At 50.0% G+C, this 22,692-nt stretch carries 24 protein-coding genes and 1 pseudogene; 16 read left to right on the forward strand and 9 right to left on the reverse strand.

What is annotated here, in order from left to right; all coding sequences use genetic code 11:
* Positions 1 to 12 precede the first annotated feature (12 nt).
* The 5 genes from ACFPYJ_RS19300 (at position 13) to ACFPYJ_RS19320 (ending at position 4,682) form a co-directional block, all read left to right on the forward strand.
* Complete coding sequence (locus ACFPYJ_RS19300) at positions 13 to 966, forward strand: carbohydrate ABC transporter permease (RefSeq protein WP_379189822.1); 954 nt, start codon at positions 13 to 15, stop codon at positions 964 to 966.
* Between the two features lie 19 nt (positions 967 to 985).
* On the forward strand, positions 986 to 1,810 hold the full coding sequence (locus tag ACFPYJ_RS19305) for a carbohydrate ABC transporter permease (RefSeq protein ID WP_379189823.1): 825 nt from the start codon (positions 986 to 988) through the stop codon (positions 1,808 to 1,810).
* A gap of 21 nt (positions 1,811 to 1,831) precedes the next feature.
* Complete coding sequence (locus ACFPYJ_RS19310; RefSeq protein ID WP_379189824.1) at positions 1,832 to 2,623, forward strand: Nif3-like dinuclear metal center hexameric protein; 792 nt, start codon at positions 1,832 to 1,834, stop codon at positions 2,621 to 2,623.
* Positions 2,624 to 2,686: 63 nt separating this feature from the next.
* A complete protein-coding gene (locus tag ACFPYJ_RS19315) occupies positions 2,687 to 3,640 on the forward strand; it encodes a zinc-dependent alcohol dehydrogenase (protein ID WP_379189825.1) in 954 nt (317 codons plus the stop codon).
* Positions 3,641 to 3,653: 13 nt separating this feature from the next.
* On the forward strand, positions 3,654 to 4,682 hold the full coding sequence (locus ACFPYJ_RS19320; protein WP_379189826.1) for a hypothetical protein: 1,029 nt from the start codon (positions 3,654 to 3,656) through the stop codon (positions 4,680 to 4,682).
* A gap of 66 nt (positions 4,683 to 4,748) precedes the next feature.
* On the opposite strand, the gene ACFPYJ_RS19325 is transcribed toward ACFPYJ_RS19320, so the two are convergent.
* A complete protein-coding gene (locus tag ACFPYJ_RS19325; RefSeq protein ID WP_379189827.1) occupies positions 4,749 to 5,018 on the reverse strand; it encodes a GerAB/ArcD/ProY family transporter in 270 nt (89 codons plus the stop codon).
* Positions 5,019 to 5,047: 29 nt separating this feature from the next.
* Positions 5,048 to 5,248, reverse strand: coding sequence for a hypothetical protein (locus ACFPYJ_RS19330; protein ID WP_379189828.1), 201 nt, complete (start codon positions 5,246 to 5,248; stop codon positions 5,048 to 5,050).
* Positions 5,249 to 5,553: 305 nt separating this feature from the next.
* On the opposite strand from ACFPYJ_RS19330, the gene ACFPYJ_RS19335 reads away from it, so the two are divergent.
* Entirely contained in the window at positions 5,554 to 5,730 is a 177-nt protein-coding gene (locus ACFPYJ_RS19335) for a Spo0E family sporulation regulatory protein-aspartic acid phosphatase (protein ID WP_379189830.1), read from the forward strand.
* 184 nt (positions 5,731 to 5,914) lie between these two features.
* Here the strand turns inward: ACFPYJ_RS19335 and ACFPYJ_RS19340 are convergent, their stop codons facing one another.
* From ACFPYJ_RS19340 to ACFPYJ_RS19355, 4 genes are all read right to left on the reverse strand, one after another.
* Positions 5,915 to 6,757, reverse strand: a complete 843-nt coding sequence (locus ACFPYJ_RS19340; RefSeq protein ID WP_379189831.1) for a phytanoyl-CoA dioxygenase family protein — start codon at positions 6,755 to 6,757, stop codon at positions 5,915 to 5,917.
* Between the two features lie 111 nt (positions 6,758 to 6,868).
* Positions 6,869 to 7,759: a carbohydrate ABC transporter permease gene (locus tag ACFPYJ_RS19345; protein ID WP_379189832.1), complete on the reverse strand. Its 891-nt coding sequence runs from the start codon at positions 7,757 to 7,759 to the stop codon at positions 6,869 to 6,871.
* 15 nt (positions 7,760 to 7,774) lie between these two features.
* Positions 7,775 to 8,674: a carbohydrate ABC transporter permease gene (locus ACFPYJ_RS19350; protein WP_379189833.1), complete on the reverse strand. Its 900-nt coding sequence runs from the start codon at positions 8,672 to 8,674 to the stop codon at positions 7,775 to 7,777.
* 71 nt (positions 8,675 to 8,745) lie between these two features.
* Positions 8,746 to 10,146 (reverse strand): ABC transporter substrate-binding protein, encoded by a 1,401-nt coding sequence (locus ACFPYJ_RS19355; RefSeq protein ID WP_379189834.1) that lies wholly within the window; start codon positions 10,144 to 10,146, stop codon positions 8,746 to 8,748.
* A 194-nt stretch (positions 10,147 to 10,340) separates the two neighbouring features.
* Between ACFPYJ_RS19355 and ACFPYJ_RS19360 the strand changes: the two genes are divergently transcribed.
* Positions 10,341 to 11,225 (forward strand): AraC family transcriptional regulator, encoded by an 885-nt coding sequence (locus ACFPYJ_RS19360; protein ID WP_379189835.1) that lies wholly within the window; start codon positions 10,341 to 10,343, stop codon positions 11,223 to 11,225.
* Between the two features lie 477 nt (positions 11,226 to 11,702).
* On the opposite strand, the gene ACFPYJ_RS19365 is transcribed toward ACFPYJ_RS19360, so the two are convergent.
* From ACFPYJ_RS19365 to ACFPYJ_RS19375, 3 genes are read right to left on the reverse strand one after another with little or no spacing between them, the layout of a single operon-like run.
* Positions 11,703 to 11,849 carry a hypothetical protein gene (locus tag ACFPYJ_RS19365; RefSeq protein WP_379189836.1) on the reverse strand — a complete coding sequence of 49 codons (147 nt, stop codon included), beginning with the start codon at positions 11,847 to 11,849 and terminating at the stop codon, positions 11,703 to 11,705.
* A 21-nt stretch (positions 11,850 to 11,870) separates the two neighbouring features.
* Positions 11,871 to 12,041 (reverse strand): hypothetical protein, encoded by a 171-nt coding sequence (locus tag ACFPYJ_RS19370; protein WP_379189837.1) that lies wholly within the window; start codon positions 12,039 to 12,041, stop codon positions 11,871 to 11,873.
* A 12-nt stretch (positions 12,042 to 12,053) separates the two neighbouring features.
* Positions 12,054 to 12,524, reverse strand: a complete 471-nt coding sequence (locus ACFPYJ_RS19375) for a hypothetical protein (RefSeq protein ID WP_379189838.1) — start codon at positions 12,522 to 12,524, stop codon at positions 12,054 to 12,056.
* 1,013 nt (positions 12,525 to 13,537) lie between these two features.
* On the opposite strand from ACFPYJ_RS19375, the gene ACFPYJ_RS19380 reads away from it, so the two are divergent.
* The 9 genes and pseudogenes from ACFPYJ_RS19380 (at position 13,538) to ACFPYJ_RS19420 (ending at position 22,690) form a co-directional block, all read left to right on the forward strand.
* Positions 13,538 to 13,750, forward strand: coding sequence for a hypothetical protein (locus tag ACFPYJ_RS19380; RefSeq protein WP_379189839.1), 213 nt, complete (start codon positions 13,538 to 13,540; stop codon positions 13,748 to 13,750).
* A gap of 3 nt (positions 13,751 to 13,753) precedes the next feature.
* A complete protein-coding gene (locus ACFPYJ_RS19385; protein ID WP_379189840.1) occupies positions 13,754 to 14,434 on the forward strand; it encodes a hypothetical protein in 681 nt (226 codons plus the stop codon).
* A gap of 235 nt (positions 14,435 to 14,669) precedes the next feature.
* Positions 14,670 to 15,380 (forward strand): annotated as a pseudogene (locus tag ACFPYJ_RS19390) (stalk domain-containing protein); the annotation flags it as partial.
* Entirely contained in the window at positions 15,375 to 15,545 is a 171-nt protein-coding gene (locus ACFPYJ_RS19395) for an excalibur calcium-binding domain-containing protein (RefSeq protein ID WP_379189872.1), read from the forward strand. The pseudogene ACFPYJ_RS19390 and the gene ACFPYJ_RS19395, both read left to right, overlap by 6 nt.
* 309 nt (positions 15,546 to 15,854) lie before the next feature.
* Entirely contained in the window at positions 15,855 to 16,196 is a 342-nt protein-coding gene (locus ACFPYJ_RS19400) for a hypothetical protein (protein WP_379189841.1), read from the forward strand.
* Positions 16,197 to 16,452: 256 nt separating this feature from the next.
* Entirely contained in the window at positions 16,453 to 18,252 is a 1,800-nt protein-coding gene (locus ACFPYJ_RS19405) for a sensor histidine kinase (RefSeq protein WP_379189842.1), read from the forward strand.
* Positions 18,227 to 19,882 carry a response regulator gene (locus tag ACFPYJ_RS19410; protein ID WP_379189843.1) on the forward strand — a complete coding sequence of 552 codons (1,656 nt, stop codon included), beginning with the start codon at positions 18,227 to 18,229 and terminating at the stop codon, positions 19,880 to 19,882. The genes ACFPYJ_RS19405 and ACFPYJ_RS19410 overlap by 26 nt, the downstream gene beginning before the upstream one ends.
* A 110-nt stretch (positions 19,883 to 19,992) precedes the next feature.
* Positions 19,993 to 21,696, forward strand: a complete 1,704-nt coding sequence (locus ACFPYJ_RS19415) for an extracellular solute-binding protein (RefSeq protein WP_379189844.1) — start codon at positions 19,993 to 19,995, stop codon at positions 21,694 to 21,696.
* A 97-nt stretch (positions 21,697 to 21,793) separates the two neighbouring features.
* Positions 21,794 to 22,690, forward strand: a complete 897-nt coding sequence (locus ACFPYJ_RS19420; RefSeq protein WP_379189845.1) for an ABC transporter permease — start codon at positions 21,794 to 21,796, stop codon at positions 22,688 to 22,690.
* Positions 22,691 to 22,692: the final 2 nt, after the last annotated feature.

The raw sequence follows: 22,692 nt of genomic DNA on the forward strand, positions 1-22,692 counted from the left end.
GGAGGTTGCACGATGCTGAAGAGCGCCGATTTGCCTACCGAAATGTCATCGTCGTCCTCGCCCGCCGTTCGCAAGCACAGCACGAGAAGCACCATTATCGCCTATCTGTTTCTGCTCCCGACGATCATCATGATTCTTGTCTTCAACTACTATCCGGCTATTGTAGCTTTCGTCTATTCGTTTACCGATTGGAATGGCTTCACCAGGCCGTCCTTCGTTGGAATCCGAAACTTCACAGAGATGTTCACGACGGAAGTGTTCTCGCAGGCCTATTGGAACCTGCTGTGGATGTCACTGGTGCGGGTCGCAATTTCCATCACGATCCCGCTGCTGGTCGCTTTTCTCATCTACAAGGTCAAGAGTCCCCGCCTGCAGAATCTGTACCGGCTCCTGTTCGTGTTCCCACTTGTCATCCCGATGATGGTCATCCTGCTCCTGTGGCAATTCATCATGAATCCTGACGTTGGCCTCTTCAACGCAGTGCTTACCGCGTTCGGCATGCCGGCGGACAATCTGCCGCTGTGGCTCGGCAGTCCAGATACGGCACTTATGTCACTCATGCTGATTGGCTTCCCCTGGGTGGACGGTGTGGCAATGCTGATCTTCCTGGCCGGCTTCCAGAGTATTCCAAGGTCGATTGTCGAAGCGGCGACCATGGACGGCGCTACCGGTTTCCGTAAGCTGATCTCCATCGAGATTCCTCTCGTGTTATCCCAAGTGAAGCTGATCCTGATCTTGACGATTATCGGCACGCTACAGGGCTTTCAGACTCAGCTCGTACTGACAGGCGGCGGACCCGGCTATTCAACGACCGTGCCCGGCCTCATCATGTACCAGGAAGCAATGAGCAATAACCGGCTCGGCTTCGCCTGTTCGGTCGGAGTTATTCTGTTCATCCTGATATTCGCGCTTACGCTACTGAACAACAAATATCTGAAATCCTCCACGGAATACGGCGCCGATTAACGGCAGAGAGGAGATACCGATGACTCATATCTATCGCTTGCGTACCGTGTTGACGCACGGAGGCATCCTGTTTTTCGGCCTGCTGACCATGATCCCTTTCCTGATGCTCATCAACCTGTCGTTTAAGGACCTGTCCCAGTTCAATCTGCTGCGGTGGACCATCTCGTTCCCATTCCACGCCGAAAATTACGTATCGGCCTGGGGCGTCATCCGTCATTATATCGCGAACAGCTTCATCGTTAGCGGTGTGACAGTCGTCGCGGTTCTGACGGTCTCCTGCCTAGCGGCATATCCGATGGCGCGAATGAAGTTCTTCCTTAAGGAGAAGATCTATTTCCTCATCATCGCGCTGCTCATGGTCCCGTTTACGTTGACGCTAATTCCCCTGTTCAGTCTTGTGGTCAAGTTCCATATACTGGACAGCTGGCTCGGACTGTGGGGTCCCTATATCGCCGGCGGGCAGGTGTTCTGCATCTTCGTGCTGCGTTCCTTTTTCTCGTCGCTACCCGAAGAAATGTTCGAGGCGGCCCGTGTCGATGGAGCGGATGAGTTCCGCATCTTATTATCCATCGTGCTGCCGCTTTCCAAGGCGATCATCGCTACACTTGGCGTGCTCAACATCCTGGGCACCTGGAATGATTACATCTGGCCGCTCATGGTTATCAGCGACGAGAGTAAAATGCCGCTGACACTTGGCCTGACGACCTTCCAGCAGATGTTCACAACGAACTGGGGCCCGCTGTTCGCAGGCTACGTATTGGCGTCGATTCCTTTGATCTTGCTGTTCGTATTCGCAAGCAAACAGTTTGTCGAGGGCCTCGGCTCCGGCGCGATCAAAATGTGATGATAGGAGCGTGAGGAAAGGATGAGCTCACATTGGACAGTTTTGGGTGTACAGCGCTGCATCGAACGGATGACGGGCGGCTTCGGCCGTGACGAAGGACTACACTTCGGCGACCCGCGCCGCGAGGTTCGCAAGGCGCTTATTTGCTGGATGGCCGACGAGGAAGCGATCGCAGCGGCTGCTGCGTTCGGCGCCGACGTCATCGTGACACATGAATCACTGTTCTACCCTTACGATATCGTGGTGAACGGAGGCGTACCTGACTTTATGGCTTGGCGCACGAACGCGCGGCGCATTGAGCGGCTTGCAGCTGCGGGTCTGTCAGTCATCCGCGCTCACGGTAGCGTCGACAAACTGTGCATCTTCGACGATTTCGCGGAGGCGCTCGGCCTTGGCGATCCGGTCGTAGAAGAGTCCGACTACGTCAGCGTCTACGAGGTACGGGAAATGACCTACGGTACGATGATCGAGCGTGTGAAAGCCGCGCTGAAGCTGGACCGTCTGCGGGTAACTGACGGAGACCGGAGCCGCCCAGTCAGCCGTATCGGCCTGCCGTGGGGCGGTATGGGACTGTTCGTAAACGTAGGTTATATGGAACGGCTCATCCGGCACGGCTGCGATCTGTTTATTGCAGGCGAGACGGATAATTACGGGTTCCGTTTCGCGCTCGGTGCGGGGATCGATATGATCGAGACCAGCCACGAGATCAGCGAGAATCCGGGATTGCGGCGGTTCGCACAGCTGCTCGCAGATGAGCTGGAAGGCATTGAAGTGCGGTTTCATGAGAACCGCATCGCCTACACGATCGTATAGCGGGATGTCCGAGCCGGCGGTAGATACTTATTCTCTACTTATTCTCTTGAAGAGGTGACGTGAATGAAGGCATTGCAGATCAGCGGAGTGAATGCATATGCGATTGTAGACCGGGAGGTACCGGTGCCGCTCGACGACCAGGTACTGGTAGAGATCAAGCTGGTTTCAACCTGTCCCCGCTGGGACATAAACATGATGGAGGGGCGGGATATGTTCAATTACGCGATGCCGCCGGATTACCCGCTGCCGCCGGGTTTTCCTGGTCATGAGATGGCCGGGGTTGTGAAGGCGGTTGGCCGCAGTGTGAGCCGCTTCGCCGTCGCTGATCGGGTGGCGGCGCTGGAGCATGTCGCGGGATCGGGGGCGTATGCACAGTACCTATGCTACCGCGAGGAGGATCTGTTAAAGCTACCAGACGATATCAGCTTCCGCCAAGCCGTGTCGGTGGAGCTGCTCAAGTGCGTCACGATAGGACTGCTGCAGTTCGGCGATATGCGCGGCAAGTCCGTGCTTGTGTCGGGGCTCGGGCCAGCGGGCATGCTCGCCGTTCAGGCTGCCCGGCTGTGGGGAGCCTCGCGGGTGCTTGGAGTGGATGTTAACGCCGAGCGGATCCAGCATGTACGGGAGCTTGGACTCAGTGAAGTCTGCCACGTTGACGAACTCGGGGAACGGCGGTTCGACCTGGGGTACGACTGTGTCGGGGCGGCCTCTTCCGTCCAGAATGTGATTTACCATACCGACGAGCATGTCGTCATTTTCGGAGTGCTCAAGGGCGATCTCATCTACCCGGGGCATGCTTGGCTAAAAGGACTGAAACTGGAATCGTACAAGTACCGCAAGGTTGGGCCGCGTGATCATGTCCTGCTCCTGGATCTGATCAGCAGTAAGGGATTAAATGCGGAATGCTTGCAGACGCATCACGGCTCCTTCACCAACTATAAGGAAGCGGTTGGATGGCTAGCGAGGCAGGAAGCGGTGAAGGTGTATTTTGAACCGGAGACGGATTTCGAGGTGTGAAGGGGAAAAAGTAATGAAGGGCAGAGGCGTTGTATTTACGAAAAAGGGCATCGTCCGGTATCAGGACGTGGAGGTGCCGGAGCCAGGTGATGAGGATATTGTGATAGAGGTCGAGCATTCCTGGATCAGCATTGGCACGGAATCGTCGTTCCTGAAGGGTGAGCGGATAACCGGAGAGCAGCCTTACCGCGAAGGCGATACGCTGCCCTTCCCTCAGATAAACGGCTACCAGAAGGTTGGCATCGTGACACACATCGGCAGCGCCGTCGCCGATATCGCGGTTGGTGAGCGAGTCTTCGCGACAACGAGTCGGGTAAACGGCATGGCGTTCGCGAGCGGCGGGCATGTCAGCCCGGCAGTCACCCACGCAAGCCAGGTGTGGAAGCTGCCTGGTAGAGGTGGCGATGGCGTCGATGCGGGACTCGCATACGCCGGCATGGTGCTGACGCAGGTCGGCTACAACTGCGGGATTCGTCCGCAGGTAGCGCCGGGAGATGCTGCAGTCGTCATTGGCGATGGGCTGGTGGGGCAGTGGGCTGCGCAAACGCTGCTGCACCGCGGGGTTCGCGTCGCCGTGCTCGGCCGGCATGACGAGCGCCTATCGCGACTGCCGGCAGGCGTGGAGCGGATCAATGCGAAGACGGTGGGTGCGCCTGGGGAGCGTCTGCACGAGAGCATGACTAACGGCGGCAGAGGCGGGGGGATCGCCGTCGTTATTGATACGGTGGGCTCGATACCGACATTCTATGAGCTGCTCCCGCTCCTGCAGCATAACAGCCATCTCGTCTCGGCAGGGTTCTTGGGATCGGCGGGGCTTATCGATATCCAGACACTGCGGGAGAAGGAGATCACGCTGCACTGCCCGTCCGGCTGGGACCGCCCCCGGATGGACGAGACGCTGTGTGGTATCGCTGAGGGTTGGCTGCAGACGACGCCGCTTATTACGCACCGTTATCCGATCGCAGAAGCGGAGGAGGCATGGCGTGTCATACTGGATCCCACACAGCCTTGCCTGGGTGTTATCCTGGATTGGATGGTTTGAATCCGTTTGTATACATGTTCATTTCCGCCTAATGTTTACCTCCAGAGGAGGAAACTATTTTCCTTTTTAAGAAGAAACGAAAAGGAGCTTCATAAGCAGCTCCTTTGTAAATAAGAAGATATATAAGAGTGCTATAAATCCTCCAAACCACTTCCCCATGACTCGCAGCGAAATTTGTATCAGATTTAGACCTGGGTGTAATTTGGATAAGTATAGCCAAATAGCGGCAAGAGTAATACCGTAAAGAGTCGCCAAGATTTCCATAAGCCAGCCATATTGCTTACCCTCAGAAATGAGCCCTGAAGGCAACAGCAAAAATAGTCGTTTAGAATCCAATTCTGACGGGCTTTGCCGGGCATGTGTAGTTACGAGCGTATACGCTCCTTATCCTGCCTTAATACGATCTCGCTCTCACCTTCGAGAATGCGTTCCGGCAGTGCCCGCAAACGAATCAGCAGCTCATCAATTGCAAACCCGATATTTGCCCAAATTCCGTCTTCACCGGCGATTTTCCTTGCGTGAACTTGAAGCCAAAATGGACCGCTGTTCGCATCCGATCGCAACAAGGCCGAATTTGGTTTTTCTTACGCTGGCTTGGAATTGCTACTCGATTCATGATCCGAAGGGGACGGACTATTGCACATAATAAAACATTTGATACATATGTCCTTATTATCAAACCGCTGCCGGAAGCATTAACCCCCTTTTAATATATAAATTAGACCCACAGCCCTGTTTGCTGTGGGTCTCTTTCTGTTCTCCTTTGCATCTTCACAAAATCGAAAGTTTTGTGAAAGACAACTTTCAACAGATTATTTGATTTCTAGCTCTTATACTGATGATTATCGTGAATTTATAAGGAGAGAGAAAAATGGATCAGATCAAAGGAGAGATTGAAAGATTACGATCACACCTTGTTGATTTTGGGATGCAATGTGGTGATTTATATCGAGAAGAGGTCGTACATCTTAGCCAAAAGCTGGACGAATTGATCATTAGTTATTATAGATTAACGATGACCAAAGATTTGGATGCTAAAATAGCTTAGAAAACTAGCATACCAAAAATTTGGGATACAAATTTACTAATGCGTACATGCTCACAAAACACCTACCTTTGGTGTAAATGTCTACGAAAGAAACAGTTCCATACGCATAAAAAGGGCCCTACCAACGATTGAAGACAGCTGCCAAGGGCCCTTCGTAGTCATTATTGGTTATGCCTGAGGCAAGTTACGGATAGAGCACCGGCCATGAATCGCCCGTGTACAGATCCCCATCTTTACCGTTCAGGATCCGTGCGTTGAAATGCTGGCCGCCTTTAGGATTGAACCGATAACGCGTATTTCCCGTCATCAGATGGACCGCCATAGAGCGGCGCGGCTTTTCTGTCACATTGGCACCGCTACCATGGATTGTCAGAGCATGGTGGAAGCTCGCCTGTCCTGCCTTCATAATCAGCGGCACCGTCGTGAACACTTCATTTTCCGGCACCTCCATCTCCGCCTGCTGCTTCTCGAGGTTCTGTTCGAAAAAGTTGTTGACGTTCACGAGCCCCCACTGATTGCTTCGAGGAACAACCTGCATGCAGCCGTTGGAAAGGTCCACGTCAGTGAAAGCGACCCAGGCCGTTATCAGCGTCGGTTCCATGCAGTTTTGCCAATAGACGTAATCCTGGTGCCAGCCGACGTTGGCGGTTTCCTTGCCGGTCCCCCTACCGGGTTTATAAAGCAGCTGGTCGTGCCACAGTCGGATGACGTCGACTTTCATCAGTTTAGCGGCAATGGCGCCGAGGGTCGGATCGGTCGCCACTGAACGCAGCGTCAAATCCGACCAGTGCGAGTTGTCGGTTTTACGGAGTGCGCGCGGGTTGTCGACACCTTCAAGCCAGTTGCAGATCGGCTCCGCCCCAGTTTCATACTCCTCACGATATATTTTTTCCTGATGCTCAATAATTCGCTCCAACTGCTCATCCGAAAAAATTTTTGGCGACACCCAGTACCCGCTCATTTCGAAGAACCGGATGTCCTCCTCTTTTGGTAGACATTGGGTTTGCGGTAAATTGCTCAAAGCCATGATCCCTCTCCCTTCCACAAAAACAAGAATAAGTTTATCCCACGTCTTCAGTATAAAATGAACCCCGATTCAGGTCTTTACCTGTACTTTCCGAAATTTTAAAGATTTTGATCATGCCTTGATGCCGGTCAGCACGACGCCTTCGACAAACTTCCTCTGGGCGAGGAAAAAGAAAGCGATGACCGGAATGACCATTATGGCCGTCGCTGCCATCATCATGCCGATTTCCCCCTGAGATTGGGAGGCCTGCTGCTGGAATATCCGCAAACCGAGGGAAAGCGTGAATTTGGACTGGTCGTTCAGGTAAATCAGTGGGCCAATGAAATCGTTCCACGCCCCCATAAATTGAAAGATGGCTATCGTTGTAAGTACCGGGTTGATTAAAGGCAGCATGATATGGGTATAGATCCGCATATAGCCCGCCCCGTCGATAAACGCGCTTTCTTCCAAATCCTTCGGAATCGACATCAGGAACTGACGTACGAGGAAGATGTAGAACGCACCTCCACCGAACCAGGCAGGTACCCAGAGCGGCAAAAAGGTATTGACCCAGCCCATCTTGCTGAACAACAAATACAACGGGATCAGGGTTACCTGGCTTGGGAGCATCAGCGTCCCAAGGACGATCAGGAAGAAGAAGTCCCTTCCAGGCCAGCGCAGTCTAGCGAAAGAATAACCCACCAGTGGAGAGGTTAAGAGTACGCCTGCAACGCTCAAAACGACGATTAGGACCGTGTTTTTAAGAAAAAGAAAATAGGGAAAGTAAATCCAAAGATTCTCGTAATTTTTCCACAGGAATGGTTGCGGGATCAATTCCGGAGGCACTTTGAAAATCTGTAGATCGGTCTTTAGGGAGGTGGATAACAGCCACAGCAACGGAAATATAAAAAAGATGCTGAAAACAAACAGGATGATATGCCGAGAGATAGTACTTAATGATAATCTGGCCGGTGCTTTGATCGGTTCGACGATCATCCGGGTTTGAGCCTTTGGCTTTGCCATGCGATTCCCCTCCCGTTACAGTTGGTCGTAATTTACCCACCGTTTCGATAGCTTGAAGCTGATCCATGTCAGGAACATGATGATGACAAATAACACCCAAGCGAGAGCGGACGCATAGCCCATTTTCCAAAACCGGAAGGCGTTATTGTATAAATACAGCACATAAAAGAGGGTAGAATCGTTGGGTCCGCCGCCTGTTATAATGAACGATTGGGTAAAGACTTGGAAGCTCCCGATCATCCCGATAATCATCTGAAAAAATAGGGTTGGGCTAAGGAGAGGAAGGGTCACTTTGAAAAATTTCTGGATGGTTCCCGCCCCGTCAATCTCAGCGGCTTCATAATAAACCTTTGGGATGCTTTTCAAGCCTGCGAGGTATATGATCATCCCGCTTCCCGCCCCCCAAAGGGACATCAGGATCAATGAATTTTTGGCCCAGAAGGGGTCGGATAACCATCCGGGTGCTGGCAGGCCGAAGAAATGCACGACATTCGTTAGAATGCCGTAGTTCGGGTCGAAGATCCACGCCCATAAAATGGATGCCGCGACCACCGGCACGATAGAAGGAATATAATACATGGTCCTGTATAGGGCAATGCCCTTGATTTCCGCATTCAGTAGAAGGGCGATGGCCAATCCGATGACAATTGTCAGCGGGACGCTGAAAATGACATAGTAAAGCGTATTATAAAGGGACCTCCAGAACAGCATGTCGTGAAACAGGGCCTTATAGTTGGCGAATCCGACCCATTTAGGGGGCTGCAGAATATCATAGTCCATGAAGCTGTATTTCAAGGAAGAGAAGATCGGGAACAGGACGAACACAATCAGTCCGATAAACCAGGGTGAGGCGAACCAATAGCCGACTATCGCTTCCCTTCGCGACAATCGGTAGGTTTTATTCGATTGAGCCATAATGCGCTCCTTTCCGCAGATAGATTAGAGGATAGGATAAGAGAGCTCATATCCTATCCTCTCGAAACGATTTAATTTAACGAGGTGTTGCTGGACCAGAACTTGTCGAGCTCTGCCTGCACTTTTTTGGTGGCTGCGTCCAAGATGTCCTGCGGATTACCTTTGTGATAAATCGCTTCATCGATCGCCCTGGCATGTTCCGACCACAACAGCTGTCCGACCGGGGAAACCGGCAGACTGATTGAATTTTTCATCGCGTCGGCGGAAAAGTTGATTGCGTTCTTGACGTTGGTGTTATCCAACGGCTCAATGTAAGTTTTAGTCAGATATTGATTCAAGTCGATATTGGCAGTCCAGGCCGGAATGTAGGTCCTATTCTGCGATTTGTTATATTTCGCCGCGCCCTCCGCCTGAAATTTCGGTCCTTCCGTCGTCAGCCATTTCGTTACTTCGAAAGCTTCCTGCGGATGTTTCGTGCCCTTCGGAACGCCCCATGCCCAGCCGCCGCTCCATGTCTTGAAATCACCGCCGGTCGGTGTAGGAGGCATAGCCACACCGAAATTCAGATTGGGGGCAAATCGCAGCAGGTCGGTCAAAGCCCAGTTGCCGTTGATAACCATGGCCACCTTTCCTGAAAGGAATGGATCATTCGCGCCTGATTGGAACGAAGAGGAATATGCGTTGAGCTTTTGCGCCCCGCCGAGAATATCGTAGCCTTTGACCATGAATTCGAGAGCTTCTACATTCTCGGGTGAGTTCAGTAGCACTTTCTTGCCTTCGTCATCGAGGAACTTCCCGTTGTTCTGGATGGCGTACAGGTAGAGCCAGCTGTTTCCGAAGTTCGGGATGAAGCCGATCTGTTCGTAGGAGTCGCCGTTCATGACGGTAAGTTTTTTGGAATAATCGAGCAGTTCGTCCCACGTTTTGGGCGGTGTGTTAGGATCAAGTCCCGCTTGCTTGAACATATCCTTGTTATAGTATAGAATCCGGTCGTCCATGCCGCCGGGCAGCCCCCAGACATGCCCTTTGAACGACATTTGCTTTACGGTATATTCATAGAATTTCGAGAGGTCGAGGTCCGACGACTTTATCATATCGTCCAAAGGCATCAGGATTCCTCTTGAAGCCACCTCCATGATAAATGGCCCATTCAGGTTGACGACGTCAGGCGGAGAACCGGCGGCAATGGCCGCGGTCAGTTTGCTCAGGTCCTGGGTGTCGTAACCGGCAGAACCCGGCATGGCCTGGGTTACCAATTCAATATTGGGATGTGACTTGTTGAATTCGTCGATCATGTCCTTGTTGCCGCTTCCGATGGCCATGGGATCGAGTCCCCATACAACGACCTTGACTTTTCCGCCTTTTGCCACTGAATCGCTGCTGGTCATTGTCTTCGTACCACTGCAGCCGATGACAAAGACGACCAGTGCCACTGTAAGAACCAGCATCACAAAAGATTTCTTTTTTACCATACAGCCCCTCCCTTACTATTGAAACCGTTTTCTTTTCATTTTAATTATATAACGGTTGGGCGGAAAACTGTTTTTAGTATTTGACCCTTAATTTAAATAATTTGATCATTTTCCTTATCCGAGAATGCAAACTCTTTTCAACTGTAGCTTCGTGCTCTATCATTGAAGCATCACTCCGAGAAGGAGGGGTTGGGATGGACGAGGAGAAGCCCCAGAAGCATATAACGCCTTTGAACTCCAGAATAGTGGAATCGGATTCGGAAATGCGGTTTGAACTTCCATTCACCAATCTAGACAATATGTTTTACATCGGGGTGAACGCAACCGTAAATTGGACAACTAATTTCCATTTTCACGACCATTTCGAACTTTGCTACCTGGATCAGGGACCGCTGTCATATTCCATTGACAAATCCCTGTACCACGTGGATCAAGGGGAATTGTTCATAACGAAGCCGGGGGAGAGGCATTACGGGCTGGCGGGCGGGAATTCGAATTTCCGGCTGTATTATATGGGATTCAAGCTGGACCAGATGCGCGGTATGGAAGCTGAATATTACAACATCGGGGTCAACCGAATCGTGAAGGACGCCGAAGGGCAGATCAAACGGCTGTTTGACTTGATCATCGGCGAAGTACGCAACAGGCGGCAGGTCAGCACGGAAATGGTACATGGACTGTTCCTGCAGCTACTGGCGACCGTGCTGCGGCTGTATCTCGACCGAACGCAACTGGGTAGCAATAAACCGAAAATGCTCGTGTCGCACATCATCAAGCTGATGGACTACTTGCATGAGGAAATCCGTTATGACCACAGCATTGAGGAGATCGCGGATAAAATCCACATCAGCCGCTCTCACTTAGCCCGGGAATTCAAAGCGGCCACCGGCAGAACTATCGGGGATTACATGCGAAATTTATGTCTCGACAAGGCCAAATACGAGTTGCGCGAGACTGACAAGTCGATATCGTCGATCGGGGAAGAGCTTCGTTTCTCCTCCATCCATACGTTCAGCATTTTTTTCAAGCACTGTACAGGATTTTCTCCACTGGAATACCGCAAGCATTCGCGATTATAAAGTTGGGAGTCGGTGAATGCCTTGCAGCAGTTAACTGACTAACTAGGGTGAAAGTGTGAGTGGGGCGAAAAAGCAGGTTTTCAAAAATAGGTGATATTGATTATTTTAAGTGATATTTCGGATTACAGAGGGACGGGATACGATAGCTAATGACGAAGCAATGGACTGCTAGTGTTATCAATGGAGGTACCGTAACAATAATGGTATGGTTTACAATTCGTACATTGAAGAAAATTAAGGAAGATCTAAGTAAGATCAAGTGATTGAAATGCCATTAGTTAAAACCGATCGAGGTAAGGTTATTACTATTAAGTTATAAGCAAACAAAAAAGACCCGCTTTATTAGCGAGCCTTAACACCAGTACGTTTAGTTTTCATTTTAGCGATGGCTTCACTACCATCTTATCGCGTTTCGGATTAGGACCTGGCATCGATTGCTCAACATAATGTCCATTGGCGAACTGACGGGCGGCATCATCATTGTTTCTTCTTAGCAGCCTTGTATCCAGAGATAAATGCGCTCACATCCGAAGTATCAATCTTACCTGGTTCCGTACGTTCTACGTAGTGGCCATTATCTTTATCAGCCACACGATCAATGCGATTCCAATTCTTCTTTTCCACTAGAATCACCATCCCGCCATATTAGCGAGCCTTAACACCAGTACGCTCAGCTTTCATTTTAGCGAGGGCTGCACTAACCAACTTGTCGCGCTCAGGACTAGGACCTGGCTTCGACTGTTGAACATAATGTCCATTGGCAACCCGGCGGGCAACATCATCAAGATCTTCACGAGGATATTTATTGTTCTCCATAGTCATCACCTCTTAGGTTAAGTATAACATAACAAGCTCTTCTGCAATAGGTTCCTCTATGACCATAAGGCCACTACCATAATGCTTAGCACCCACAACCTGTGTATAATAAGACAGGAGCTTGGGCTTGGTTTTCGATTCTAAAGCAACAGCACCTTCATGACCAATTTCCATGCTGCGCTTACAAGCAAATGCAATAAGATGCAGGCCGACATATTTAAACGTCTTACCAAATCGATTATGAGGTGCACCCTCTAAGAGGAGAATAAACACGTGATCCTCTTTGCGTGCTAAGGCAATTGCTCCTTGTATCTCATCATTACCCGATACAACCATCTTATACACTTCAACACCAGGTCGTCCGAAGTAATCCGTCCAGTCGAACGCTTCATCCCAATCTTGCATCTGCTCCTTAACGTCATAAGGCTGCAGTGATAGAAAGGAGACAGGATAGTATTCCTTACTGTCTCTATGTAAAAGCAAAGATAGCACCTCCATGGAAGTTTCACTTCACCGATTATAGCATGACAATACCAAAAACAGCTGGAAATTATCACACCGCAAGGAGGGCGGATGGGTAGTTGCCGCAGCTGAGATAGGGTAATCAAGACTAAGAAATTTTTTTTATTTTGAATGAAAATCAACAATAAAGAATAACAGAGCCTTTTTATAAAGAAATAGCAGGGTAAACGTCCAGCGCGTCGGTTGGCTTTTGAGAAAGTTGACTACATTACCGACTTTTAGTATAACCCAGATCCTATACAGCTTTGTGTTATTGAAAATAATCAGCGCTTTGCCCTGCATGTGGAGAAAGTCGGAATTATGCATACAACGGACCATTCTACGCTGCGGATGAAGTTGAAGGCATATTGAAAGGTAATCCGAGGGACAAATCAGACTGGAGCTTAATCTTTTTTGTTTCAATGAGATGGCAATTTGATATAATTGACCATTATAGCATCTAGAGAACGAGGGACGATGGTGAAGCGACTAGCAAGAGCAGCTCCTCTTTAGTCGGAATAGAATATATTTGTTTTTGCCTATTAAAGGCGGGGGATTTCAGCTTATTATTATTATTAAAGTAAAGAGGTACTTTCAACGTATAACTGATGAAATACCGTGAACCTAAGAACCAACGGGAGCTTATGCGAACTATAAACGATATGTTCCGTACAATTCCAGAAACGAGCATAGGAGTAAAGAAATAATTGAAGAAAATACTCCTGTATCACTCCTCTTCTACATATATATTTTTCTTTTATATTGGATTTTTTCAACGGTATATGCTAATATCTATTTTTTAAAGTTTTCTTCCATAATTAATATAAAGACTATTACTATGACTCACATCTATATTGGTTATATATTTGCATATATTGGTTAATTCAAATAATTACTGATATTGGATCAACAATAGTAAAGATAAACAAATAAAGTATGATGGAAGCCGCTTAACTTATGGAGGATCACTGTGAACATCACTGAGGTTATCAAAGATGCGCACGGCAGCTGAAAAGAAGCGTATGGTCATACTGGAGCTCATCGATGATAGCAGCGCACAGGGTGTGGTTGAGGATGTAACTGAGGATCTCAGGGTGAAGCTATGGTATGATTCGGGTGTCGATTTCATCCCGATTAAGGAAATTGTAAACGTGTCTGTACTGCTTTCACTGCGCGAAAAAAATAACCATGTCGATGGGGGTTGGTAAGCTATGACGCAATTCTCAGTAGGACTATTTGATCGCTTGTTCGGGAAGAAAACTACGCTAGAAATACCTGACGGTAACGGAAATATTATTAAGCATAACGTCACAGTGAAATGGCTAGAAACAATGCAAAAACAGGGGAAAATATCAGTCGTTACGGATACCGGTGCTCCGATGGCAGATGAGGTAAAGCAACCTGCTTTAAATTCAATAAGTTCAGAAATGGCAGTGGGATACGTCTTCAAGGCAACTATGGAAGATCTGCCGTTAACATGGGAATATGTCAAAAGCGAAATCATAGGGTATGATGAAATTTTTAAGGAAGTACCGGAAGAATGGACTCAGTTTGAGTTCATATTGGCTTCGTTGGGACTCGATTTATTAGCGCTGTACAATCTGTTTCCGAAACAGCAAGCAAACGAAATACATGATCGGCTGTTAATGTTGGTCGGTCAGATGGAGGAAATAGGGGAGAACTCGGCAAGAGCAGTACACGATTATTACTTGGTGGCATCTGATGCAGTCAGTAAGTCAGAAAACCCAATGGAATATGCAGCTTCTTTCTTGTGTCACAGGCTTGATCTGACAGCGGACATTAGACCAATCGCCTTAACAGGAATTATGGCTGGTATAGGGCAATTTGTGGGGAAATGGAAAGCAATCAAAGAGAATTTTGAAGTAGCATAGAAAAGTATACATACAACAATAAGAAAGCCGCTAAGGTTTTATGCTAGGAGGTCAATGCAATCCGTCCTAGTCTGCCGCAGCTTTATGGTGTGCTATGCGTAACAAAGGCTGCCGTATATTTGCCGGCAACCTTGATCCTAAGGAACTACTCTTATATTTTGTTGTATAATAGTTCCATCGATATATGGGGGAGTTTTATTTGAAGAAGATTATTCTTGCACTTGTCTTTGTCATGATGTTTAGTTCATTCTCAATTGCATCAGCAACAAGCAAAATAACGGTTAAAATCGATGGCAGCTCTCAGACTTATGATCAACCACCAGAAGTGATTAATAGCAGTGTCATGGTTCCACTCAGGGGAATCTTCGAGACATTAGACGCAACACTTCAACTAGAAGGAAAGAAAATCACAGCGATCAAAGGTAATACTAAAATTGTTCTGGTTATTGGTCAAGGCACAGCAATCATTGACGGTAAACAAATTAAGCTTCAGCAGAAATCACTGGTTATAAATGGACGTACTCTTGTCCCTCTTCGCTTTGTTGCAGATGCTTTAGGAGCAGGGGTAAGATGGGAACAGACGACTAAAACAGTATTTATCACTACCAGAAAAGTGACAACAACCGTTAAAACGATCACGTTAAAATTTCCTGCTGACCGCTATCCATTAACAGCGGCACACATTGCAGAAGCCATCAAGAAAGGGGAATCCGCTATATGTACCATTGACCGAGAAGGTGCAGATGATAACCGTGATGAGTCGCTTAAGGGTGTAGCTACAAAAGATGGTTATGATCGGGATGAATGGCCTATGGCTATGTGTGCGGAAGGTGGAGAAGGTGCTGATATTGCCTATGTCCCATCGTCTGACAATCGCGGCGCTGGATCATGGGTTGGAAATCAATTGGAAGATTATCCGAATGGAACAAAAGTGTTATTTATGATATCTGAAACAGATAATGTACAGTCAGAAGATAGTAATACGGATGTTATATACGAAAGTTGTGCAGATGTAAGAGCAGCTGGAAAGGCTCCACTTCATACAGGCGATCCTGGGTATAGTTTTAAACTTGATCGGGATAAAGATGGCGTGGCTTGTGAAGTGTCATAATAAAGGTAAGAAAGCATCCCCATAAAAAAGAGCCGCAGTTGGTTGGAAACGGCTCTTTTTCGTTTTTCTATGTTTATTGAGCTATAGTGTTCCGTCGAAATACTGCCGTGACAATTTAATGATGAAATAAACGGATATTCGAATAGGCCATTACATTCCATATTCGTATGCTGCTTTTATAACTTGCTCATCACGCAACGCAGCTGGCAGAAAATGTTGAGTTTGTGTAAATATCCCTGCTTTTCTTCTAAATACTCCGCCGTTTCAGATGGATATAATGTAAGCGTAAACTAACTGGACGTCGCGCCGATGCCGGTATCGCCCGGCGTCGATCCGCTGACATCGTACATTCACAATTTTGCTGCGGCCAAGGCGACGAAACATCCGAAGGAAGCGTGGGCAGTGCTTGAGGCACTTTCGAGCCCCGGCTCGTACAAGGACGACGCTTCGGCGCGAGGTATTATTTTCCACCGCAGAAGCGTGTTGAACGACGACGCGAATGCTATACTTACCGAGCTCGGCATGCCTTCGAACGCGAGCGTGATCTCGAAGATGCTGGAGAAGGGCAAGACGTTCAACTTTACCCCGACTTATTCAGAGGAGGATAAAGTGTACGCGGATAACGGCGAGAAGATTCTGGCCAAGAAGTGACGCCTGAAGAAGGCGCCAAGAAAATGGATGAGGAAGTTAACGCGATCCTGGCCAAAAACCAGTAACCTGCACCGATACCTTGGCGATCCCGCCAAGGTATCATGATGGTTCAACGGCAGCGCCGTTGTCGTAAAATAACTTTTCCGGATTTGTAACGGAGGCCGGTTGAGATTGTTCAGACGGAGCCGGCATTACGCCGGGACGATACCGCAGTCGGCTGGTCGCCGCAAACCGGCCGGATAGGGGATGGATGCTCATGCTGATTAAGATGCTGAGGGTGGGCTTTCATTGGCCCAACTCGATATTTTTCCGGCTGCTGCTTGTGCTGATTCTTGTGTTCGCGCTGGCATATGCGGTCGGATTCGCCGTGTATAACTGGGGTGTCGAAACAGTCCGGGCGGAAATATCGGATTCGATGAAATCCCAGGTTATCAACTATCGGGAAAATCTGGAGAAGGAAATCGACCGGATTCAGACGCTGCAGTACGAAACACTGAATGACGAAAGTCTTTATCTGCTCGCTACAATTCCGGGTTCGATGAACAAGTACGAACGCGCGCAATCGATTCTACGGCTGAAGCAGCATCTGAACGCGGTCAAGAACAGCAGCGCCATGATTGTTGATGTTATTGCTTACATCCCTCGTTCGAACTTCAAGGTATCCTCGGAGAATGTTTATGACCGGCTGAATGAGAGGGATATCTGGGCAATCGGGCAGATCGGCAAGACGGCATCGTCCCTGTTTGTCCGTGACGGGGACAGCTATATCATGACGGCCCGTTTCCCTACGCCCAACACCGGCGCCCGAAGCAACCCGCTCTACGTGCTGAATATCAAGATTGACAAGAGAAGTCTTGAGCAAGCGCTCAAGCCGGTGATGGACAGCGATAACAACGGAAGCGGCGGATTTTTGATCGGCGATGGAGGCATATACGCCGAATTTCATGCCCAGGGCGAAGCGCTGAGCGACAGTCTGGCCGAAAGCGTATCGCGGATTCCCGGCGGGCGGGACAGCGGCAGCGCTTCCTTGCTGCTTAAAGGCAATCGCTATATGGTATTTTACTCCGTGTCGAGGAAACTCAACCTAACCGCCGTGAAGTATGTGCCGGAGTCAAACGTGTTCCATAAGCTGAAGGGCTATGTGTACTGGTTCTGGATGTTCACCGTTGTATTCTCTGCGCTCATCCTGATCGTGGGTATTTCGATTTACCGGATCATCCACCGGCCTCTGTTGGAGCTGGTCCGCTCGTTCCGTAAAGTGGAGTACGGACAATTCGACATCCAGATCGAGCACCGCCGCAACGACGAGTTCAAATATTTATACAGCCGCTTCAACACGATGGTTACAAATCTCAGGACGCTCATCGATCAGGTGTACCGGCAGAAAATATTGGCCCAGCGGGCGGAGCTCAAGCATCTTCAGTCCCAAATCAGCCCGCATTTTTTGTATAACAGCTTTTTTATCCTCCACAATATGGTCAATGCTGAAGATTACGAGAACGTGAGCGTGTTTACAAAACAGCTCGGCAGCTATCTCGAATACATTACCCGATGTGCGGACGACGAGGTGCCGCTTATTAAAGATATCGAGCATGCCCGGATTTATTGTTTGATTCAGGCCCGCAGGTTTCGCAACCGGATCCGTGTCGAATTTGCGGAGCTGCCTTCCTCTTTCCGGGAGCCTCGCGTTCCCCGGCTCATCGTACAGCCGCTGATCGAGAACGTGTTCGCCCATGGGCTGAGGAACAAATTGAAGGATGGAGTTATCCGGATTTCATTCCGCACCTGCGGCAGGATGCGTTACATTACGATTGAGGACAACGGGGAGGAGATGACCCATGAAGAAGCGGCACGATTGAATGCGCTGTTTGCCGATAACTGGAACGAAGAGCAGGAAACGACGGGACTATTGAACGTGCACCGCCGCCTTCTGCTGAAATTCGGAAAGAATAGCGGAATCGCCGTTTCGATCGGAGAACTCGGTGGGCTGAAGGTGACGGCGGCTTTGGAAACGGATAAGGAGGAAGAAGATGCACCGGCTAATGATCGTGGATGACGAACCGGATATAGTCGATGGCCTGTTTATGGTGCTCTCCCAGGCTACCCATCTTGAACTGGATCTTTATAAAGCCTATTCCGCTTATGAAGCCTTGGACTGGCTGAATCGGACCCAGATCGATATTGTGATGTCCGACATTCAGATGCCCGGCATGAGCGGCATGCAGCTGGCGGAGAAAATCAGGCAGCGGTGGCCGAGGTGCAGGATTATTTTCGTCACCGGCCACAACGATTTTGAGTATGCGTACTCGGCCATTCGCCATGAAGCGTCCGGGTACCTGCTTAAAACCGAGGGCTTCGAGGAAATAACAGCTCAGGTGGAGAAGACGCTGGATAAAATCAGGCAGGATTGCCGGATCGCGGACCTGCTTTCGGCATCAAGGGAGGGGATGCGCGAAGTGCTTCCGCTTATGCAGCGGGAGTTCTGGACCGACGTGCTGCAGGGCGAACCGCTAACTGCGGAAGAACGTCGGGCGAAGTTCGACGAACTCGCCATCGGCATGAACCCGGACCGCCCCTTGCAGCTTGTCGTCGGACGAATCGACCAGCTTCCCAAATCCCAGTCGGCGTTACAGAAAATTCGGATGCTATATACGCTGCATTATCTTGCGGAGCAGTGCATCTCGCAGGAGCTGATCCGCATGTACAGCGTATGCGAACGTGCCCTGATCGTCTGGTTCGTGCAGTCTCCTTCAGGCGAATGCCCGCCGGAAGGCTTCGAACAGAATGCACTGTACATCAAGGGATCGCTTGAAGCGTATCAGAAGCTTTGTCTCGAATCGCTTGGACTTCCCGTGTCTTTCATGGTGGATACCGGACCTGTTGGATGGGAGGACGTTCCCTGCCGGTATGATGAGATTCGCACGACGTTATATACGAGCGCGGGTTCAGGGATGGACATCTACTTAATGCCGGCGGAACGGAAGTCCGCACAGACCCAGGCTGACCGGACGGATGCGGTGCGGCAGAGACACAAGAGTCGGGCGGCGCTGGAAACGAGTCTCGAGAGCGGGCACCGGGAAGAATTTCACAAGCTGCTGCTGCGGATGACGGAAGGGCTGCAGCAGGAATACATCGGCGCCTCTCCCTCCGGTTTGGAGCTGGTCTCCGCAATCAACCTGATGTTTCTGTCGTATATCAACCGTTTGCATCTGCGGGATAAAATCGGGCTGCCGATCGATCTCGGTAAGCTTCTGAAGGCTGAGCCGCATATCAAATGGAGTCAAGCCTGCGGCTATTACGCAAAGCTTGCCGACGCCATATTCGATCTGCGCCTCCACGAGGAACAGAACCGGACCGTCTTTGCGATCAACCAGACCAGGCAGTATATCCTGGAGCATCTCGGAGAGGACCTCTCCCTCGTGACGCTGGCCGAACGAGTCTACTTCAATCCGTCCTATTTGTCCCGGGTATTCAAGCAAATTACGGGCACCAACTTGCTTGCATTCGTTAACGAGTCGAGACTGGCACGGGCGAAGGAGCTGCTTCGCGATCCGAATATGAAAATCCACGAGATTGCGGGGGCGATCGGCTGCGTGTCGCCACCTTATTTTACGCAGTTCTTCAAGAAAGCCTTTCACATCAGTCCGCAGGAGTACCGGGAGTCATTGCTCAAACAAGTCAAATAACATTAACAAAGTAAAAAATTCGGTCGTATGTTTTCGGTAAGCGCGCTCCTATAATCAGGGAAGAGAATGTATACACTCTCTCAATTTGCGATTTTGACGGGAGGAAGCCGATGAAGGCAGTGTTAAAGCAAACCGTATTCGCAGCCATGATCATGATTCTCATCGTAACGGCGGCATGCAGCAAGGATAGTGGGTCGAACTTGAATACCCAAGCCGATCCGGCAAATGAAAGCGGTATCACTGGAAATGCGTCCGCTAATACGGACAATACGAACTCGCAGTCCGGGGCGGACCCCTTGGCCAAGTACGATCCGCCGATTGAAATTACGACAGTCCGGGCTGTTGGAGATGGTACGACGTTCGCCGACGGAGAGAACATCGACGACAACGTCTGGACCAAGGAAGAGCAGGAGAAGCTCGGCATCAAGGTCAAAAATGTATGGGCGGTGCCGGGAGGCCAGTACGACCAGAAATTGAACGTGACGATCGCGTCCGGCGATCTGCCGGATTTTCTGAGGGTAAACGGAACGCAGTTGAACAATCTCGTCGAAGCGGGCTTGATTGAAGATCTGACTGACGTGCTGCCTCAATATTCGTCCGACATTCTGACCAAGACGCTCGCGGAAGATCCTTACGCGATCAAATCGGCTACGTTCGACGGTAAATTGATGGCGCTTCCACTTCCGGGTTCGCCGGCCATGGGAGAGAGCAACCTGTGGGTCCGCTCCGATTGGCTGGAGAAGCTGAACCTGAAGGAACCGCAGACGCTGGAAGATGTCGTTGCGCTGGCGAAAGCTTTCGTCGAGAATGACCCGGACGGCAACGGCAAGAAGGACACCTTCGGGCTTGGACTGAACAAGGATTTGTGGGGCGGCTTCGCTGCGCTTGAAGGTTTCTTCTCCGCCTATCACGTTTACACGACGATCTGGGTCAAGGACGCTTCCGGCAAGGCGGCATTCGGGGGCATCCAGCCGGAGGTAAAGACCGTGCTGCTTAAATTGCAGGAAATGTATAAATCCGGGCTGATCGATCAGGAATTCGGCGTCAAAGACGCGGGCAAGGTGGCTGAATCGATCGCTTCGAACCAGGTCGGCCTTTATTACGGCTCCTGGGTGAGCCCGTACTATCCGCTGCAAGACGCCATGAACAAAAATCCGTCCATGCGCTGGAAGCATGTCCCGCTCGTGTCAACGGATAGCCAGCAGGCGCTATGGCCTGGCAATTTCTCGACATCCGGATATTATGTCGTGCGCAAAGGAGCCAAACATCCGGAAGCCATCATTAAGATGGCTAACTACCTGCTGACCAAATACTACGTCAACAATGAAGTCGTCGCGCTGCAGGGAAAATATCAGGGCATACCGGTGTGGACTTATCCGTCGCTGTGGATTGAGCCGCCTACCAAAAACGTGGCGATCCAGCAGCGCATCAAGAAGACGCTCGAAAGCAAGGACGAATCCACGTTGACGCCGGATGACAAGAACAACCTTGGACTGCAGCGGGACTTTACCGATAAAGGCGACGTTAAGCAATGGGCGCAATTTGCCGCTTTCGGGCCGAACGGATCGCTGGATTTGGTTAAGCAAATTATCGACAACAATCTCGTTCAGCAGACCCTATACAACGCGGCTCCTACCCCGACCATGGTGGAAAAGAAGTCGGCGCTCGACAAACTGCAGCTGGAAACATATACGAAGATTATTATGGGAGTTTCACCGGTGGACGATTTCGATAAATTCGTTTCGGATTGGAGGAAGTTCGGCGGCGACAAGATCACTCAGGAAGTCAATGATTGGTACGCCGAAAATCAGTAACCGCTGAACGAGGACGGGCAACGGGACGCGGCAGACGCTTCAGCGGCTGCCATGTTCCGATCGCCTGGGGGTTCAGCCGTCATTATGGAGGGTCGGTATGACTAAACAATGGAGACTCGAACTTCCTCTGCTGCTGATGCTGGTGCCGGGTACCATTCTGGTGCTGGTGTACAGCTATGGACCGATGCTGGGCATCGTCATCGCATTCGAGAAGTTTATTCCTTCCAAGGGAATGTTCGGTTCCCGATGGATCGGACTCGATAATTTTCGCACGTTGCTTGAAATTCCAAACTTTTTTCAGGTGTTCTGGAACACCGTCTATATCGCCATCATGAAAATCGTCGCAGGCCTTATCGTGCCGATGGCGTTTGCGCTCTTGCTGAATGAAGTGCGTCATACCTTGTTAAAGCGGGGGATTCAGACGCTGGTCTATCTGCCTCACTTCATGTCCTGGGTCATCCTCAGCGGCATTCTGATCGATATCCTTTCGCCGAATGACGGGCTTGTCAATACCGTTATCAAGGCATTCGGCATGGAACCCGTCTATTTTCTTGGCGATCCGCGCTGGTTTCCGTATACGCTTGTCATTACCGACGTTTGGAAAGAATTCGGCTTCGGCACGATTATTTATTTGGCCGCATTGACGGGCATCGATCCGACGCTTTATGAAGCGGCGGTAATCGATGGTGCCAGCCGATGGCGGCAGACGATTCATGTCACGCTTCCGGGCATCCGCTCGGTCGCGGTCCTGCTGACCGTGTTAAGCCTTGGCAACGTATTAAACGCCGGTTTCGACCAGGTGTTCAACCTGTACAGCCCTGTTGTATACGAGACGGGAGACATCATCGATACGCTGGTTTACCGGACCGGATTGATCGATGCGCAATACGGTTTGGCTACGGCCGTCGGGTTGATCAAATCGATCATCTCCTTCGTATTGATCGTACTGTCCTACCGCTTGGCATACCGCTTCGCAAACTATCGCATTTTCTGACT

Source organism: Paenibacillus solisilvae, assembly GCF_042656405.1.
In the GTDB taxonomy this organism is placed as follows: Bacteria; Bacillota; Bacilli; order Paenibacillales; family Paenibacillaceae; genus Paenibacillus_Z; species Paenibacillus_Z solisilvae.